At 27.0% G+C, this 15,098-nt stretch carries 14 protein-coding genes; 7 read left to right on the forward strand and 7 right to left on the reverse strand.

Annotated features, from left to right (window positions below; translation table 11 throughout):
• Positions 1-223: 223 nt before the first annotated feature.
• From mnmE to BFL38_RS11060, 5 genes are all read right to left on the reverse strand, one after another.
• Complete coding sequence (gene mnmE / locus BFL38_RS11040) at positions 224-1,618, reverse strand: tRNA uridine-5-carboxymethylaminomethyl(34) synthesis GTPase MnmE (RefSeq protein WP_069727090.1); 1,395 nt, start codon at positions 1,616-1,618, stop codon at positions 224-226.
• A gap of 9 nt (positions 1,619-1,627) precedes the next feature.
• Entirely contained in the window at positions 1,628-2,659 is a 1,032-nt protein-coding gene (locus tag BFL38_RS11045) for a hypothetical protein (protein ID WP_069727091.1), read from the reverse strand.
• Complete coding sequence (gene tsaE, locus BFL38_RS11050) at positions 2,656-3,105, reverse strand: tRNA (adenosine(37)-N6)-threonylcarbamoyltransferase complex ATPase subunit type 1 TsaE (protein WP_069727092.1); 450 nt, start codon at positions 3,103-3,105, stop codon at positions 2,656-2,658. The genes BFL38_RS11045 and tsaE overlap by 4 nt, the downstream gene beginning before the upstream one ends.
• A gap of 52 nt (positions 3,106-3,157) precedes the next feature.
• A complete protein-coding gene (locus BFL38_RS11055; RefSeq protein ID WP_069727093.1) occupies positions 3,158-4,138 on the reverse strand; it encodes a WESB_1763 family membrane protein in 981 nt (326 codons plus the stop codon).
• 63 nt (positions 4,139-4,201) lie between these two features.
• Positions 4,202-4,948: a L,D-transpeptidase family protein gene (locus BFL38_RS11060; protein ID WP_069727094.1), complete on the reverse strand. Its 747-nt coding sequence runs from the start codon at positions 4,946-4,948 to the stop codon at positions 4,202-4,204.
• Between the two features lie 112 nt (positions 4,949-5,060).
• Between BFL38_RS11060 and BFL38_RS11065 the strand changes: the two genes are divergently transcribed.
• The 3 genes from BFL38_RS11065 (at position 5,061) to BFL38_RS11075 (ending at position 6,929) form a co-directional block, all read left to right on the forward strand.
• Positions 5,061-5,420, forward strand: coding sequence for a hypothetical protein (locus tag BFL38_RS11065; RefSeq protein ID WP_069727095.1), 360 nt, complete (start codon positions 5,061-5,063; stop codon positions 5,418-5,420).
• Between the two features lie 9 nt (positions 5,421-5,429).
• A complete protein-coding gene (locus tag BFL38_RS11070) occupies positions 5,430-5,879 on the forward strand; it encodes a GNAT family N-acetyltransferase (protein WP_069727096.1) in 450 nt (149 codons plus the stop codon).
• 90 nt (positions 5,880-5,969) lie between these two features.
• Positions 5,970-6,929, forward strand: coding sequence for an ABC transporter ATP-binding protein (locus tag BFL38_RS11075; RefSeq protein WP_069727097.1), 960 nt, complete (start codon positions 5,970-5,972; stop codon positions 6,927-6,929).
• Here the strand turns inward: BFL38_RS11075 and BFL38_RS11080 are convergent.
• On the reverse strand, positions 6,922-8,448 hold the full coding sequence (locus BFL38_RS11080) for a glycosyltransferase family protein (RefSeq protein ID WP_083249418.1): 1,527 nt from the start codon (positions 8,446-8,448) through the stop codon (positions 6,922-6,924). The genes BFL38_RS11075 and BFL38_RS11080 overlap by 8 nt on opposite strands.
• Before the next feature lie 308 nt (positions 8,449-8,756).
• On the opposite strand from BFL38_RS11080, the gene BFL38_RS11085 reads away from it, so the two are divergent.
• Both BFL38_RS11085 and BFL38_RS11090 read left to right on the forward strand, forming a co-directional pair.
• On the forward strand, positions 8,757-8,954 hold the full coding sequence (locus BFL38_RS11085) for a hypothetical protein (protein ID WP_069727099.1): 198 nt from the start codon (positions 8,757-8,759) through the stop codon (positions 8,952-8,954).
• A gap of 401 nt (positions 8,955-9,355) precedes the next feature.
• Entirely contained in the window at positions 9,356-10,312 is a 957-nt protein-coding gene (locus BFL38_RS11090) for a D-2-hydroxyacid dehydrogenase (protein ID WP_069727100.1), read from the forward strand.
• A 6-nt stretch (positions 10,313-10,318) separates the two neighbouring features.
• Here the strand turns inward: BFL38_RS11090 and BFL38_RS11095 are convergent, their stop codons facing one another.
• On the reverse strand, positions 10,319-11,305 hold the full coding sequence (locus tag BFL38_RS11095; protein WP_069727101.1) for an aminotransferase class I/II-fold pyridoxal phosphate-dependent enzyme: 987 nt from the start codon (positions 11,303-11,305) through the stop codon (positions 10,319-10,321).
• 383 nt (positions 11,306-11,688) lie between these two features.
• Between BFL38_RS11095 and xerD the strand changes: the two genes are divergently transcribed.
• Positions 11,689-12,621, forward strand: coding sequence for a site-specific tyrosine recombinase XerD (gene xerD / locus BFL38_RS11100; protein ID WP_008722146.1), 933 nt, complete (start codon positions 11,689-11,691; stop codon positions 12,619-12,621).
• A gap of 27 nt (positions 12,622-12,648) precedes the next feature.
• Positions 12,649-14,922 (forward strand): hypothetical protein, encoded by a 2,274-nt coding sequence (locus BFL38_RS11105; protein ID WP_069727102.1) that lies wholly within the window; start codon positions 12,649-12,651, stop codon positions 14,920-14,922.
• Positions 14,923-15,098: the final 176 nt, after the last annotated feature.

The following is a 15,098-nucleotide window of genomic DNA, read 5'->3' on the forward strand; positions in this document are numbered from 1 at the left end:
ACTTCTTTTGGTGACACAAAGAAGCATGTACTGCTCACCCACAGCAAAGAACATTCATATACTCAAATGACAGTTTATACAACATACAAAACATTATTTGCAATTAATAAATTATAAAATTCCGTATATAATCTTATCAAATTCTTTTGCAACAAGTCTATACATTTTTTATTATTATATATATTATCGTAAATAATTACTTATTTTATATAATACAAACCTACTATTTACCTATACAGAAATTAGCAAATATTTCATTAATTACTTCTTCAGCATCAACTTTTCCGCTGACATTTCCAAGTATATTATTTAATATATTCATCTCTTCAGCAACCTCATCTAATGAAAAATGTTCGATTGATTTTTTTATACATATCTCAATCTGTTTAAGTCCGCTTTCTAAATACCCCCTTTCTCTATTATTAACATAAGTTTCCTTATTAAAAAGATCAATATCAGAATCAGAAACATAATTTTTCAAAGCGGATATCAATTCATCTTTTCCAGCTTTTGTTTTTGTACTTATATCGATGATATTATTTGATTCTATTTCTTTATTAAATTTTTTATATACATCGCTTTTATTAAGTATATATATAATATTTTTATTTTCCAATGTTTTCAAAAACTCTATTAAATTAATATCATCTTCATTTGCTATATCGCTTCCGTCAAATACAGCAAGTATAATATCAGATTCATAAGCACATTTTTTTGCCCTTTCAATCCCTTCAAGTTCAATATCATTATCAGCATTTTTATGAAACCCTGCCGTATCCATTAAATAAAAAGGTATATTCTCAATATAAATATTTTCACTTAAAAAATCTCTTGTAGTCCCTGCTATATTTGATACAATAGCTCTTTCTCTATCTAATATCATATTAAATATACTGCTTTTACCGGCATTAACTCTGCCTAATATAGAAACCTTTATACCATTAATAAGATTTTCAACTCTTTTAGAATTAGATAAAATATTTTCTATATCTTTTTTTATAATCTTAAAATTTTCTATCAGCTTATCATAAGAAAAACTTTCAGTATCATCTTCAGGGAAATCTAATTCTCCATAAACAAGCATAAGAGAATTCTTTATATTTTCTCTAAGTTTATCTATTTCCCTTGTAAGTCTGCCTCTCATTTTATATATGCTAGCCTCAGCCATAAGTTTATTATTAGAATCTATTAAATCATGTATAGCCTCAGCCTCACTTATACCTATTCTTCCATTGATATAAGCTCTGTATGTAAACTCTCCCCTATTAGCTGCCCTTGCCCCATTTCTCATCAATACATTCATAATAGAATCTATAACAATAATACTGCCATGGGATATAAATTCTATTGTATCTTCAGATGTAAAAGTATTAGGAGACAAAGAAGATAATACTATAACCTCATCTATAGGAATATTATTTTCATCTTTTATTAAAGCATAATAAGTTTTTCTATGTTCAAAATTATTTATATTCTTATTTTCATTATTAGCATAAAAACATATTTTTGATGCTATTTCTAATGCTCCGCTTCCTGACATTCTTATTATAGCTAATGCACTTTTTGAATATGGAGTTGATAATGCTGCTATAGTATCTTTTATATCATATTCATTCATATTTCACTCTTAACTGTTTTCCTGAAGATGAGCCATTTTCTTTTGAAGTCTTTTCTGCTCTTTTAACTCTTTTCTTAGTTTTTTCTTTTCTTCTTTTCTTATCTTCTTATTTTCTTTTTCTTCTAATTTTAATGCCGTATATAAATTACCGTTTTTTATTATATAATCAACACAAAAATCATAATCCTTCTGCATTATTTTAAGTTCAGGAATCTGTTTAGCAAATTTCACATAATCGGACTCTTCAAACATTTTTATTATATATTCGCTTTCATTAAATACATTCTCTTTAAATAATTGATTTATTTCACTAGTAGTCATATCTTCTATATTGAATCTGAATCTTTTTGTAAGATACCTTTTAAATATAAATGTCAATTCAAAATAATACTCTGCATATTTATTTTCATTATAATAAGTATTGCAGTCTATAAGTTTCAAGGCATTCAATGCTTCTGTATCCTCTTTTATATTTATTTTCTCATTAAATTTTCTTTCTATATATTTTACTACAGCAAAAATAAGTATTATTATTCCAATAACGGCAAAAACTATAATCACAGCAAATACCCATACATAATAAGGCATAGGTATACCGATAGTACCTTTCATAGGAGGCAAAGTCTCTCCGTCAGAAAAAGGATGCACCAATATAGTTATATCTTCTCCATTAAGTTCTCTATATTCATTATTATAATTATATGAAATCTTAAACGGATATATAACAAATTGCCCTACATCATAAAAGCCTAATTTATATTTTATGATTCTTTCTTTATATTCTCCAGTATCTCTAGTTTTATTTTCAACAGATATGATTCTGCATTTGTTATCTCTATCATCAAATGATAAATCTTCAAAATTATATTCTATATTATTTTTAGAAAGTATGCGAACCTCATAATCTATAGTATTGCCAATAACAACATTAACAGATGAAATACTGCTCATGGCATTTATTATAGTATTTTTATCTATTTGCTTGGAACATGATATTAATACGGCAAATATCATTATAAATAATACAAATAATTTTTTCATGAAATTAAACTAATCCTATATAACCTGTTATTTTCTTCTTGCATTTCTATTTCAAATAAGTAATACGGAGCTTCAAAATAATCTTTAAATTTTCCGCCCCATTCTATCATGGTAATTCCATTCTCTCTAATTTTGTCCTTAAATCCTATATCATCAAGCTCCTCTTCCTTTTCAAGCCTGTATAAATCAACATGTCTTAAAATACTTTCTTCACCATTTAAAATTATATCATACTCATTTATCAAAGTAAATGACGGACTGCTAACAATATCTGTGCTTTCAAGAAATCTGGATAATACTCTTACAAATGTAGTCTTTCCAAATCCTAGATTTCCTTCCATTATAACAATATCACCATCTTTTAATATATTTTTAAAAAATTCAGCAATTTTTTCTATACCTTCAAGATTTATATTCTTCTCTTCTTTAATAATTTCTTTTTTCATATTCAACAGTTTAAATTATAAAATCATAATTAAAAATAATAGAAATAATATATTATAGAGTATTATTTGTCAAATATTCTTCATCGTCTTTTTTTGAATTACATACCGCAAGCATCTCCATAATAGCAAATATAGATATTAATCTTAATGCAAAATTGCTCATATCAAGTCCCGCAAGCATAAATAAAGTAAATACTATCAATTTAGGATAATAATATCTTGATACCAAAGAACTCATAAAAGATGTGAATAAAGTCATTAAAAACATTATAATTACTACAAGATAAACAGTAAAAGGTAAATACATAACAATACCTAAAGCACCAAAGAATGATACTACAATCAAAAAGAAAGAATTACCAAATACCAATATTGCTATTATTGATAATATTACAATCATAATGATAAAAAAGAATGATTTATTAATATTTTTCATAACAACTTTTTTCATGAAAAAAAGTATATAAGCTATCATTAATATTAAAAATGAAAAAGATGATAATTTACTCATATACGCTGATATAAAAGTAGATATATAATGAAAAATATCAGTATCTATTATTTTATTTGATGATATTAAAATATAATTAATATTAGATGATGCTAAAGAAATAAGCATAAAGACATATATTCCTCTATCTAATTCCGTTATATTATTTGATTTTATTATAGAAGCAAAAATTTTAATTGTGAGAATGAATATGGATATAAAATATAATAACTCTATATAATTATAAATATTAATTTCTATAGCATAAAGTCTTAGAGTACCTGATATTATAAACAATATTCCAAATACAGCCAAAAAAGGTTCTGAATTAAATATGCAGTTGTAAAATTTATAAAATACTAGAAGAAAAAAAGATATTAATACAATATAATCTAAAATAAATGTAATTAAATATATAAAAGAATTATTATCAATTATTAAAGATCTGAAAAATAAATAGTTAAAAAATACGATAGCAATAAGTAAATATGACCAGAAATTGTATGCATCTACAAAAGAAGTATTTTTATTCATTTGAATCATTAACTATTACCCAATTATTATATTATTATAATAGTAATATTTTTATAGAAAAATTGCAAGAATTTAAAATATATAGTTTCCTTTAGAATCTATTTTAATATTCAATTCTTTTTTAGTTTTTTGAAATATATCATATCCTTTTTTTAAATTTGACCAAAAGTTTATTAAAGATTCATCATAATATTTTTTATAATAATCAAAATTTCTATCTGTCATTTTAAAAGGAAAAATATAAACAGGTATTTTATTTTGTCCATTATCTTTAGCATATAAAGCATATAAATATATTTCTTTTATTTTATCATCGGTCATAGGCATGCATCCTATAGTAACATCAGCACCATGAATAAATATATCTCCTCCTAATCTTGAGGCATTACTTTTCTTTTTATCAGCTTCATTAGGATAATTAATACCTAAAGAAAGATAATAGCTGCTTGCAGGATTGAATCTATCTATATGGTAAAAACCCTCTGGAACCTGCAAATCTCCTTCCATTCTCTTAGGACCTAGTATGCCGGATTTTGCTGCTATGTTATATGAAGCTATTTTTTTGTATGTATCATCAGATTTATTTTTAGCATATATTTCAAGTATATCTTCTTGTTTGTATGCTGTTATTAATATATTTAATTCTTCTAATTTTATATTATTATTATTTAAAATATTTTTAACAATATTATCTTTTTCTTTTATTGCTGTTCTTACTCTGCTGTATCTTTTCTGCTCCTCAAGAAAATCTCCGGCAAACAAAAAAGAATTAATTATATTAAATACAATAATAACAATTACAATTTTTTCATAAAACACTGCAAACACTCCTCTATTTCATCAAATATCGTAATTATAAATATTTTCTTGATTAAAAATGTATTTTACTGTATTATTACTGCATTAAATAAAAAATTTTAAGGAGTAAATAATGTTAACTTTTAAAACCATTAGTGATAAAGAAATGCAGCATATAATGGATACTAAAGAAATAAGTGATGATATAAAAAAATCTTCAGAAAATGTTTTGGCCATATTCACTCAGGATTGGTGCGGAGATTGGAAAGGATTAGAAAGAGAATTAAAAGCCAATGAAGAGAAATCACCTATAGATATTACAGTTTATATTTGTATGTATAATGAAAGTCCTTTATATGAACCTTTCATGAATTTCAAAGAAACTGTATGGAATAATGATTTAATACCTTATTTAAGATATTATAAAAATGGATCATTTGTTAAAGATACTAATCATCTTCCTTTCCAAAGATTAATAAAAACATTTGAATAAGAAAATATAATGTTTAAAATTGAGAAGGCGGGAATTGAAAATATTGAAGATATTTCTATTCTCGCCAAAAATATATATTTGAAATACAATTCCAATTTAGATACAGATGAAGGTATTAATAATGTATTAACTTTTATATCAGCTAATAACATGAAATTAAGATATTTTATGCAAGGCTCTTTAATGCTTATTGCTAAAAATAAAGATGATATAATAGTTGGAATGCTTGAAATAACGGATTTCGATCATATTTCTCTTTTTTTCGTAGATGACAGATATTTTAAATTAGGTATAGCAAGCAGTTTATTTAATGAAGCAAAAAACATTTTAAATTCAGATAAGTACACTGTAAAATCAAGTCATTATGCATATAATTTTTATAAAAAACTAGGATTTATAGAATTATATAATGATATTCAGGAAGAAAACGGAGTACATTTTCATTATATGATTTATTAATAATTTGTCTTACTTAATAAAAGTCAATTGTAAAAATATTAATATTATATTATAATTAACATAATATATTTATAGTAAATAGGACTATCAATGGAAAATATATTGAAAGTAGAAAATTTAAAAATGTATTATCATACCTCAAAAGGTTTAGTAAAAGCAATTAATGATATAAGCTTTCAAATAAAGAAAGGCGAAACTTTAGGTATTGTCGGAGAATCAGGATGCGGAAAAACTAGTCTTGGCACATCTCTTTTAAGAATGCCTTCTATACCTGGAAAATATGAAGGCGGAAGAATAATACTTGATAATGAAGATATTATCCCTCTTAAAGAAGAGTATGTAAGAAAGAATATAAGGTGGACTAAAATATCTATGGTTTTTCAAGGAGCTATGAATTCTCTCACTCCTGTGTATACAATAGAAAAGCAGATGATAGAAACTATAAACAGACATGTTGATATAAACAAATCAGATGCCTGCAAACTTATAGAAGAATATTTGGGATATGTAGGTCTTCATGCCGATGTTGCTAAAAGATATCCTCATGAACTTTCAGGAGGTATGAAGCAGAGAGTTGTTATAGCTACTGCATTATTTTTGAAGCCTAAACTTATTATCCTTGATGAGCCTACTACTGCATTAGATGTTATAGTTCAGGCACAGATTATAAATTTATTAAAAAAACTAAAGAAAGATTTTGATTTATCATTTATTTTTATCACTCATGATTTAGCATTAGAAGCTGAAATTGCAGATAAAGTATGCGTTATGTATGGAGGAAAAATATTAGAACTTGCAGACAATAAAGAAATATACGAAAATTCTAAACACCCATATACAAAAAGACTTTTAAAAGCTACTCCTAGATTAAATAAAGCTGTAAGTAAATTGGAGTTTATAGAAGGAACTCCTCCTGATTTGCTTAATCCTCCTAAAGGCTGCATGTTTTATGACAGATGCAAAGAAAGAATAGATGAATGCAAAAATGATGAACCTATATTAAAAGATTTAGGAAATGGGCATTTATGTGCATGCCATTTGGTTAATTAGTTATCTCTTCTTTGTATGTTATATACTGCTCATTACTATAAATTATAAGCATATTATTATTAAAATTGGTATCTCCAGGTTTTATTATGCTATATCTTATATTTGAATTAGTATCTAATTTGAAATTTGGATTTTCAATTTTCATTAATACATACGAATATTGATCTGAGTCATACAAATTAAAAGAATTAGTATTTGAGTCTTTAATTATACTTTCTATATGAGGCTGCATAAAATTCCAGCCTATATCCTTATTATTTTTATATTCATCATATAATTGAATATTAACAGCAAATAAATTCATTATTGCAAATACTACTGCAAAATTAAAAAGTTTTTTATTCTCTATTTTTTTTAGAAAATAAATGATAGGAATAAAAGTAAAAGGATATATATTATAAAAATATCTAGGTCTTCCAGACCCTAAATTTAATATCATAAATATGATTATAGTTGCTATAATATATACAAAATATATTATAGCAGATTCTTTAAATATTAAATCATTACTGTCATTAAGTTTTTTTCTGAATAAATCTGAAATAAAAAATACAAAAGATAATAACCCAATGAGTACAGATATTATATAAAATATAAAACTGAATACTAATTTAATATCTCCATTAAACCAATGGGTAAATATAGCTGCTGCTTCATTCCCATAATTATGATTGGGTTCATTTGTAGGAAAAAATAGTATAGACCATATCTGAGGCGGCTGTATTATAGATTTTACAGAATTTTTTGCATAAACAATATTCATTAAATTTGGAAATCCGTTTGAAATTTCATATACAATATAAGGAACATACAATAGAAAAGATATTAGTACACCTATAGATAGCGGTACAAGATATTGCTTAGTTCTTTTTCTTCGTATTATTAAATATATAATAAATGCAGGTACTATACTAAAAAATACAGCAATATGACACATAGCCTCCAATGCTAAAACAGGAAATATAAAAATACTTGCAATATACGAAGCCTTATTATCTGATGATATATATATTAATATTAAAGTTATTGAAAGAAATGATAAAATAAAAACTGTATCCGGATTATATATTTCATTTTGAAAATGTAAAAAAGTAGCATTCACAAATAGTATAGAAGTTATTATCGACATTATTTTCAAACCAAATTTTTTTAATATAAAAATTAAAAATACCAAAGGCGATGTAGTAATCAATATATAATTTAATAATCTAGCTATATCAATATTTTCACCTGATAAAAAATATAATACTGAATATTGTAAATAAAATAAACCGCCAGGTATTCTCGGAACATTTTCTTCATATACACTTTCAGAGCCTATTAATAATCTTGGAGATACTAAGTAAACACCCATAACAGGAAATTCCTTATTATCATAGTTTTTTCTCATATTGTAATAATGCTCTAAAGAATCACCGCTTGCAATATTGTATTTATCATATAATTGAATTCTTGTTATTACTCCAATGAATATTGATAGAATAATAATTAATACATAAATCAAAGAACTACTTTTCATATACTGCTCCATACAATAGTAAAGCAGCATACATATTTATTATAATATTTTTTGCAACAAGGATAAATTTGTTTAAGAGAATAAAACTTGAAGTTTGTTTGTTTGTTTGTTTGTTTGTTTGTTTGTTTGTTTGTTTGTTTGTTTGTTTGTTTGTTTGTTTGTTTGTTTGTTTGTTTGTTTGTTTGTTTGTTTGTTTGTTTGTTTGTTTGTTTGTTTCATAAATATGTTCTGAAGTTATTTCTTCTGTATTTGTTTCCTCTGATGATTCTTCTTTTAATTCTTCAGATAATATTGAATCAAAAGAAGAATTGGAAGCGGAACCAACTTCTGAATTATCAGAAGAATCATCAGAGGAAACAAATACAGAAGAAATAACTTCAGAATCTCAAGAAGAAGAATTGAAAGAAGATATATCGGAACCTCAGGAAGAAAAAGTAGAAGAAGATATCGAAGAATCTCATGAAGAATCAGAAGAAGAGATAATTAATAATGAATTTCGGTTATAGACGAAGAGATTGACAATCTTAAAAAGCAGTTGGAGCTTCGCAAACAGCAGAAGAAAGGGCTTATGCAGAGGCTTCTAACCGGTGAGGTGAGGATTTAAGCCGTATTTATTTTTTATTATTTGTTTGCCTTTCATTTATGGGATTGCTTTTTAAAGTTTGATTTATTTTTTGGTTTTATATTATTTGTATGATTCTTGGTTTAAGGAATGCTTTTTAGTATATAAAATCTTTTTTCTAGGGATTAATTTTTATTTCTAAGATTGACTTTAACTTTCTATTTTAATATTTTGTTGTATAATGAAGAGTAATCAGCCGCACTTACATTGTACTATCTTAAAAGTTAAGAGGTACCGTACCTTCGGTAACGGCTAGTACCGGCGAATACAAGGAGTAATTTTATTATGAATAAACCTAAAATAGCAGTGCTTGACGGAGCTATATTGAATCCCGGAGATATATCTTGGGGAGAAATAGAAAGCATAGCAGATTTAACAGTTTATGATAGAACCGATTATGATAAAGTGCCTGAAGCTGCTAAAGATGCTTGGGGTATATTGAACAGCAAAGTTGTTATTGATAGAAAATTAATGAAATCATTGCCTAATTTAAAATATATAGGAATGCTTGCAACAGGATATAACAGCATAGATATTGAAGCTGCCAAAGAATTGGGGATTACTGTTACAAATGTTAGGGGATACGGTCCTCAGTCTGTGGCTCAGCTTGTAATGGCTTTTGTATTATCGCTTTCTTTTAGGATAGTTGAACATAATAATCAGGTTCATAATGGCGATTGGGTAAGATGTAAGGATTATTCTTTCAGTTCTTATCCTTTAATGGAGATAGAAAATAAAACTATGGGTATATTTGGTTTCGGCGATATAGGAAAAGAAGTTGCCAAAATGGCTTCGGCTATGGGTATGAAAGTTTTAGTTTATTCAAGAAGCAAAAAAGAAAATGTTGAAAATGCTTCTAGTATAGATGAGCTTTTTGAGAGAGCCGATTTCTTATCGCTCAATGCACCTTTAAATAAAGAAACAGAAAATATTGTCAATAAAGATTTGCTTTCAAAGATGAAAAAAACAGCATTTTTAATTAATACTTCAAGGGGAGGAGTGATAGTTGAAAAAGATTTAGCATATTCTCTTAATAACGATATCATAGCAGGAGCAGCTTTAGATGTGCTTTCAAAAGAGCCGCCTACAGAAGATAATCCTCTGCTTACAGCTAAGAATTGTTATATAACTCCGCATTTTGCCGGAAATACTTTAGAGGCTAGAACAAGGCTTATGCATAAAGTTTATGAGAATATAAAGGCATTCTTGGAAGGAAATCCTATCAATGTTTTAACTAAATAAAATTGATTAATTATTATATAAAATATCTTTTAATGTATTTATAAGGATATTATTTATTTTATGAGCGGATATTGTAACTCTTAGAAAATCAGATAGTATGTTTTCTTTATCATATTTTTTTACGAATATATTTCTTTTTATAAGTTCTTCGTATATATAATCAGATTCTTTATTTACATGTTTTATTAAGAGGAAGTTTGCTCTTGAAGGTATTACGATAAAGCCTTCTTTGCTCAATATTGTATCCAATCTCTCTCTTTCCAAAACTATATCGAATATATTATTATACGAAGTTTTTTCATCTTGCAAGGCTGCTGTCATTATGGTTTCAGAGATTTTATTTACTGAGTATTTCTGTCTTAATTTTGACATATTCTCTATATTTTGAGAATTAGATACTATAAAGTTAATATTAAGTCCTGATATAGAATGAGAATGTGCAATGGATCTTATTATAATTAAATTTTTATATTCATTAATTAATTTGACAGCACTTTCACCGGCAAAATTGATATATGATTCATCTATAACATATATTCCTTCATAACCTTTTAAAAACTCTTCTATTTCTTTTATATTTATAAACATACCGGTTTCTGCATTAGGATTGCTTGCTATTATAATTGAATTTTTATTTTTGATATTGTTTTTAAGAGAAATATTATAATCTTCTCTGGCTTTAATCACATCATAATGCATTTTATAATACGAAAAAATCATGATGTATAAATCTCTGTAAGGCTCCTGAAGAAATATTTTATATTTATCATAAGAGTTGATAATGCATGCAAAAGCCTCATACATACCATTAACAGAAATTATATTATCATTTTCTATATTAAGATATTTAGCCATTTGCTCGTCTAATTTCTGCGGGCTGTAATCCGGAAAAAATCTTAGAGATGCAATATCAAATTTCTCAAGCTCTTTAATAATATTTTTTGACGGCTTGTATGGATTTTCATTTTTATCTAAAAAAATTTTTTTGTTCATTATTGTTATGCTCGCCTACGCCCAAAGAATTTACTTAATAAATTAACTCACACGCTGTGTACCTTCGGTAATTACTTCGGCTCGCTTATTTTATTGTTATGCTCGCCTGCACCAAAAGTATTTACTTAATAAATTAACTCACAATCTATGTCAATGTGTCTTGCTTAGCTTTCTAATATTTAAAATGTATCATTGATAATTATCTTAATATTTTTAAATTAGTTTACACTTTTTAATTTTATGTTTAGTTAATGTAATATTTTTATTAAGTATGTATTATGTTTAAATAAATGGCAAATCTTGTCGATAATTATGTTAGGTTGATTATTCATAAATCAGCTAAAATTTTGTATATTATATCTTAAATTAAGAGGCAGATTTCAATGTCAGTAAAACAGGTTTCCGATCAAGAAATATTATCAATGTACTTAAACTATGAAGCAGTGGAGAAAGGATTATCATCAAATACTTTAGAATCCTATAAAAGGGATATTGTGATATATCTTGATTTTTTAAACAGAAATAAAAAATCCATTTTAAAAGCTACAAGAAAAGATATTGAAAAATTTTTAAGTGAAAGAAAAGAACAAGGTTCAAAATCCAGAACTGTAGCTAGAAACAAAGTAAGCATAGTTAATCTTTATAAATTTTTGGTTATGGAGAATTATATTTCTAAAAACCCTACAGATAATTTAGAGGTTATACGCTTAAAAAGAGTATTGCCTGAATCCCTTACAACAACAGAGGTAGATGATTTGCTTTCAGTTCATAATGAAAAGACCGATAAGGGATTAAGGGATAAGGCTATATTTGAACTTATGTATTCTTCCGGACTTAGAGTTAGTGAAATTTGCTCTTTAAAGATAGATGATATATTTTTTGAAGGTAAGTATTTAAAGATATGCGGTAAGGGAAAAAGAGAGAGAATAGTACCTATTAATGACAGAGCCTTAGACATTTTGCAAAGATATATTCAGACAAGCAGAGTCATAATGGTTAAGGGTAAAAAGACTTCAGAATTGTTTTTAAACTTTAGAGGAGATAAGATTTCAAGAGTAGGTATTTGGAAAATAGTTAAAGAGGCGATGAAAAAAAGCAAAATAGAAAAGAATATTTATCCTCATACTTTAAGACATAGTTTTGCAACACATCTTATACAGCATGGTGCAGATTTAAGAGCAGTACAGAGAATGCTCGGACATTCTGATATCACTACAACAGAAATTTATACGCATGTTGATTCTGCACATCTTAAAAAACAAATATCAAAACACCCTAAGCATTCTAAACATGCTAGACAAAATACTAATATATAATAAAATATTACGGATTGGAAATAATAAATGAAAAGAAGCATAATAGCCACAACAATATTACTACTTATATCTATATCATTGGTAGCTTTGACTTTTGGTATAGGGGAAAGAATGACAATCGTCAGTTACAATGATAATGATCCTAATTATATTTTTGATGAAACAGAAAAAAATCATAGGATAGATATGTATAATCCTGATTCTCTGTCTCTTGTTACATCAAAGCCTATATATGATTATGATTTATCCGTAGATTTGGAAGATATATATACTGAAGAAGAAATCAGTGCAGATTCTGATATAGAATATTTAAATCAAAATATGCTTCTTAGTGATGAAGATCTAAGCAGTGAAATGCCTAATCCGAATGTGCTTCCGGCTATGGCATTTAATGCTAATAATGTAGATAAAGCTGCAGATAAGTTAAGTGCGTCTGTAGATTTGGCTATACAAAATTCGAGAAGCAGAGAAGCTCCTAGGGTGGCAATAGATTTATCAAAAATATCAGTATTCAGATATGAGCCTGTAGTTATTAATGCTTCTGTATATACTGAAGATGTAGTACAAAATATAAGCATATATGTAAGATATAAAAAAGATAAAATAGTTAGAATGAATGGAGATGAAAGATATTCTATAAATGTATTTAAAGTAAAAAATGCAGATTATAAAGGAACTTATCTTCATCCTTTCGGCGGAGCTTTAGGAGAGTATCAGGCTGTAGTATTGGTGCAGACTAAAAATGGTGTTTATGGTTATACTAAAGATTTTACAGTTAAAGGAAGACAATCTCCTCCTGCTAAAGAAACTAAAAAGATAGCAACATTAGAATATGCAATAGATTTAACAACTAAAAAAATCCCTAGTGTAGAAACAGGTGAGCTTACCACTTATGATGCCATATATGATTGGATTAGATATATGAAATGCGATATGTTCTGGGCAATAGGCGGTCAGACTACAGGTTGGACTTCAGGAATTACTCCGGAAGAGCCTTGGGCTAGAGATATGATTAAAAACATAGAGAATCTTGCTTCCAGCAAAGCTAAAGGTAATGTTGAGCTCGGTGCTTATGTTATGAGCTATTTTGCGGCGGGCGGCGGTGCAAGAAAAGGCGGTTATGATGTTTCTATAGGTTATAATTCGGCTACTCAGAGCCTTGTGGAAAGCAGACATATATCTTTAGATGATCCTAAGAGAGTTCAGGATATTATAGATATATTAAAAAGATATGATTCTAATCCTAATATATCATATTTAGGTCTTGACTTCATAAGAACAGGCGAGGTTGACGGATATGAGATGGTTGATGAAATGGTTGAGCTTACAGGTGTTTATGTGCCTGCTAATTGGTCTACTATGAGTAAAGCTGCTCGTATGCGTTGGCTTGCTGTTAATAGAGGCAGAAAAGAAATAGGTATGAAATGGAGATGGTTTAGAGCTCATAAAGAATCTTTAATAATAAAAGCTATAAAAGATTCAGGAATAAGAAAAAAATTATGGGCATTTACTTTGGGTTGGAATCATGGTCAGGAACATGGGCAGGATCCTTATATGTTCTTTGATGCTGGCATAGATTATGATGCAGTTATGATATATGAAGCTAGCCGTCCTCAGCATGTAAGTATGCTTACTGCTTGGCCTCAATACTTATCAGGCGAATATAATGTACTAGTTGGAAATATGATAGATAACAGACTTCAGGATGGAAGTTTAAGACCGGAACTTGAATATATGAGAAGAGTATATGAATCTGAAGCTAAGTTTAATAGAAGCAGCAGAATAAGAGGAGTATTCTTCCATGATATATCAAGAATGTTATGGTCTAAATTTAGAGGTTCAGGAAATAGCATAAGAGAATGGGCTAATATAAATGCTTCTATCGTTTCAAGAATAGAAGAAAAATATTCTGAAAATCCATTTAATGTTACTGTAAAATTAGATGAAAGAAACAGAACAGGTGTGCTTACTATAGTTAATAGAACTTCTAAGAAACAGAATGATGTAACTATAAAAACAGATTTGGCTCAGGCTCTATCTACTATAGTGCTTGATACTGAAACTATTGATATTGAAGCCGGAGAAACTGTTGAAATAGGATTCAGATACGCTTACGGCAGAAGCAGATATTCTTCACTTATGTCATTTAGGGTTGCTTCTTCTTCAGGCGAAGAGAATGTTGCTGTTGCTTATACTTTACTTAATTCTTTAAGGGCGAAACCTAAGCAGGAAGAAAGTGCTACTTTGGCTAAAAGCAGTGAAGATAAAAAAGAAGAAGATGAAAAAGTAAAAGATAATTAATAAAAAATATAATTAAAATATGAAATAGGAAGTAAAAATTACTTCCTATTTTTTTATTTAAAAATATTAGAATGTTTAATTATAAATTAATAAAAGTTTAAATGCATGATTTTTATTAATTAAAAATTTAAATAAAATTTATGCAAATAAAAAATTATATACAGCAATATAAATAA

The organism is Brachyspira hampsonii (assembly GCF_001746205.1).
GTDB classification, from domain to species: domain Bacteria; phylum Spirochaetota; class Brachyspiria; order Brachyspirales; family Brachyspiraceae; genus Brachyspira; species Brachyspira hampsonii_B.

Bases quoted from the DNA above. Each gene is read 5' to 3' on its own strand.
- mnmE (WP_069727090.1), bottom strand. From the start codon at position 1,618: ATGAATGAATATGATATAAAAGATACTATAGCAGCATTATCAACTCCA.
- BFL38_RS11045 (WP_069727091.1), bottom strand. From the start codon at position 2,659: ATGAAAAAATTATTTGTATTATTTATAATGATATTTGCCGTATTAATA.
- tsaE (WP_069727092.1), bottom strand. From the start codon at position 3,105: ATGAAAAAAGAAATTATTAAAGAAGAGAAGAATATAAATCTTGAAGGT.
- BFL38_RS11055 (WP_069727093.1), bottom strand. From the start codon at position 4,138: ATGATTCAAATGAATAAAAATACTTCTTTTGTAGATGCATACAATTTC.
- BFL38_RS11065 (WP_069727095.1), top strand. From the start codon at position 5,061: ATGTTAACTTTTAAAACCATTAGTGATAAAGAAATGCAGCATATAATG.
- BFL38_RS11070 (WP_069727096.1), top strand. From the start codon at position 5,430: ATGTTTAAAATTGAGAAGGCGGGAATTGAAAATATTGAAGATATTTCT.
- BFL38_RS11075 (WP_069727097.1), top strand. From the start codon at position 5,970: ATGGAAAATATATTGAAAGTAGAAAATTTAAAAATGTATTATCATACC.
- BFL38_RS11080 (WP_083249418.1), bottom strand. From the start codon at position 8,448: ATGAAAAGTAGTTCTTTGATTTATGTATTAATTATTATTCTATCAATA.
- BFL38_RS11090 (WP_069727100.1), top strand. From the start codon at position 9,356: ATGAATAAACCTAAAATAGCAGTGCTTGACGGAGCTATATTGAATCCC.
- BFL38_RS11095 (WP_069727101.1), bottom strand. From the start codon at position 11,305: ATGAACAAAAAAATTTTTTTAGATAAAAATGAAAATCCATACAAGCCG.
- xerD (WP_008722146.1), top strand. From the start codon at position 11,689: ATGTCAGTAAAACAGGTTTCCGATCAAGAAATATTATCAATGTACTTA.
- BFL38_RS11105 (WP_069727102.1), top strand. From the start codon at position 12,649: ATGAAAAGAAGCATAATAGCCACAACAATATTACTACTTATATCTATA.